This is a genomic window from Stenotrophomonas sp. P5_B8, from assembly GCF_054049855.1.
In genome coordinates this window covers 1-2,683 of record NZ_JBFULO010000482.1, presented here as the reverse complement: position 1 = coordinate 2,683, position 2,683 = coordinate 1, and the positions used below count along the sequence as shown (strand labels likewise).

3 protein-coding genes are annotated in these 2,683 nt (G+C 65.7%); all 3 read right to left on the bottom strand.

All coding sequences use genetic code 11. From position 1 onward, the window contains the following. Positions 1-400 (bottom strand): response regulator (locus ACXJKH_RS18345; RefSeq protein WP_457321490.1); only part of this gene is annotated, 400 nt, incomplete at its 3' end. 222 nt (positions 401-622) lie between these two features. Continuing rightward, positions 623-1,330, bottom strand: coding sequence for a phosphatase PAP2 family protein (locus ACXJKH_RS18340; protein ID WP_256774080.1), 708 nt, complete (start codon positions 1,328-1,330; stop codon positions 623-625). Continuing rightward, positions 1,311-2,576 carry a flavodoxin-dependent (E)-4-hydroxy-3-methylbut-2-enyl-diphosphate synthase gene (gene ispG, locus ACXJKH_RS18335; protein WP_256774081.1) on the bottom strand — a complete coding sequence of 422 codons (1,266 nt, stop codon included), beginning with the start codon at positions 2,574-2,576 and terminating at the stop codon, positions 1,311-1,313. Before ispG ends, ACXJKH_RS18340 begins: the two co-directional genes overlap by 20 nt. Between the last annotated feature and the right edge of the window lie 107 nt (positions 2,577-2,683).

Here is a 2,683-nt window from a genome sequence, read left to right as displayed (position 1 = left end):
GGTTCTGCGCGATGCTGCTGCCGAGGTAACGCCGGCCCATGGCCGCGTCGCGCACGGCGCGCAGCAGTTCCTGCGCATCGCAGCCCTTGCCGATGTAACCGGACGCGCCAGCCTCGAGCAGGCGCTTGGGCATCGGGCCATCCTCGAGCACCGACACGATCACCACGCGCGTGCCGTGGTCGCCACGCACCACCCGTTCGGTGACTTCCATGCCGCTTACACCCGGCAGGTGCAGGTCGCACAGCACCACGTCCGGACGCAGGTGGCGGATTTCAGGCAACGCATCTTCCCCGGAGTCCGCTTCACCGACTACCTCGATATCGGTCTCGTTGGACAGGATCATCTTCATGCCGGTACGCACCAGCGCATGATCGTCCACCAGATACACTCGAATCGTCATCCACGCACCTCTTAAAACGCTGCGAACGGGGGCAAGCCTAGCGGCGGGGTACGGCGATAACAAGGAAAAGCAGCCCCTGTCAGCGCGTTCTGGTGCCCGCATCACACCCATGCCGTCTTGCCCTTCCCCTTAGCCTTTCACCCCAGGCTATATCGGTCTACTACGCCTATCAGTGTACGCCTGCGCCCCGGCGCAATCGGCATCCCACGCATCCGGACCGGTTCAGTGCCGGTGCCGCCACGGCGCGCGGCGCCTGAACATGACCAGGAAGCACCCTACCACCCAAACCAGAGCCGCACACCAACCGGCCAGGATGTCGGAGGGGTAATGCACGCCCAGGTAGACCCGCGACACGCTGACCAGCACGCTGAACAAGGGCGCGGCCACCAGCACCGGCCAGCGCCAGCGAGTGTTCCAGGCCAACAGCACCACCGTCACCGCCAGGGTCATCGAGCCCATCGCATGCCCACTGGGGAAGCTGAACGTGCTTTCCGGGGCGATCGACTCCCACAGGCTGGGGCGGTCGCGCTGGAAAAACTGCTTGCTGCCCATGTTCAACAACGCCGAACCGACGAAGCAGATCGCCACGAAACTGGCTTCACGCCAGCGCCGTCGCCACAGCAGCATGCCGACGATCAGCACGTCGGCCGGGATCAGGAACCACTCATAGCCCAGCTTGGAGAGCAGCACGAAGAACTGGTCCAGCCCCGGCGAATGCAGGCCGTGCAGCTTCCATAGCAAGGGCGCGTCGAAATAGAACGACTCCAGCTCATGCACTTCGTCGGCGAGCGCGACGAAGCCGGCCAGCGGCAGCAGCACTCCGGCGAACAGCAGCACGAAACGCCAGGCGTTGTGGGCCATCCAATGGCGGAAACCGGCGGCCGCCTCGGGGGCGGCCAGCACCGTTGGCTTATCCGACGCTTCGGACATACTTGCGTTCGACATAATCGTCGATCAGCGCCACGAATTCCTGGGCGATGTTGTCACCGCGCAGCGTCACCGTCTTCTCGCCATCCACGAACACCGGCGCAGCCGGCGTTTCGCCGGTACCGGGCAGCGAGATGCCGATGTTGGCATGCCGCGATTCGCCCGGCCCGTTGACGATGCAGCCCATCACCGCCAGCGTCATGTTTTCCGCCCCGGGGTGGCTCACCTTCCATTCCGGCATCTTCCCGCGCACGTGGTTCTGTACCACCTTGGCCAGTTCCTGGAAGAACTCGGAGGTGGTCCGCCCACAGCCCGGGCAGGCCGTGACCAGCGGGGTGAAGGCACGCTGGCCGGTGGTCTGCAGCAGTTCCTGCGCAACGATCACCTCGGCGGTACGCGACTGGCCCGGTTCGGGCGTCAGCGAAATGCGGATGGTGTCGCCGATGCCTTCCTGCAGCAGCACCGCCAGCGCCGCCGACGAGGCGACGATGCCCTTGCTGCCGATCCCGGCCTCGGTCAGGCCCAGGTGCAGGGCAAAGTCCGAGCGCTGGGCCAAATCGCGGTACACCGCGATCAGTTCCTGCACGCCACTGACCTTGGCCGACAGCACGATGCGATCGCGCGGCAGGCCCAGCTCGACGGCGGTATGGGCCGAATCCAGCGCCGAACGGATCAGCGCTTCGCGCAGCACCCGGCCGGCATCCCACGGTTGCGCGCGCTGGCTGTTCTCGTCCATCAGGCGGGCGGCCAGCGACTGGTCCAGCGAGCCCCAGTTGGCCCCGATGCGCACCGGCTTGTCGTAGCGGATCGCAAATTCGATCAGCTGCGCGAACTGGGTGTCCTTCTTCTTGCCAAACCCCACGTTGCCCGGATTGATCCGGTACTTGGCCAGGGCTTCGGCGCAGGCCGGCTCCTGGGTCAGCAGCTGGTGGCCGTTGTAATGGAAATCGCCGATCAGGGGCACCTCGATGCCCATCATCCGCAGCTTCTCCACGATGCGCGGGATCGCTGCGGCCGACTCGGGATTGTTGACGGTCAGGCGCACCATCTCCGAGCCGGCCCGCCACAGTTCGGCGACCTGCTTAACGCTGGCGGCCACATCGGCGGTGTCGGTGTTGGTCATCGACTGCACCACCACGGGCTGGCCTCCGCCTACGACCACACCGCCGATACGGACGGCCTGGGTCTGGCGGCGGGCCCACACGGTCGTGTCGGACGGTTGGGTCGGTTGGGTGACGGCGTCATGCATCAGGCTATTTTAGCGCGCCAAACGTGACCGTAGGTGCCAACCGTTGGTTGGCACTCATCTTGTGGTTGGCGCGCATGTTGGCCGACTACGGGACCGCCAGCGCCGAT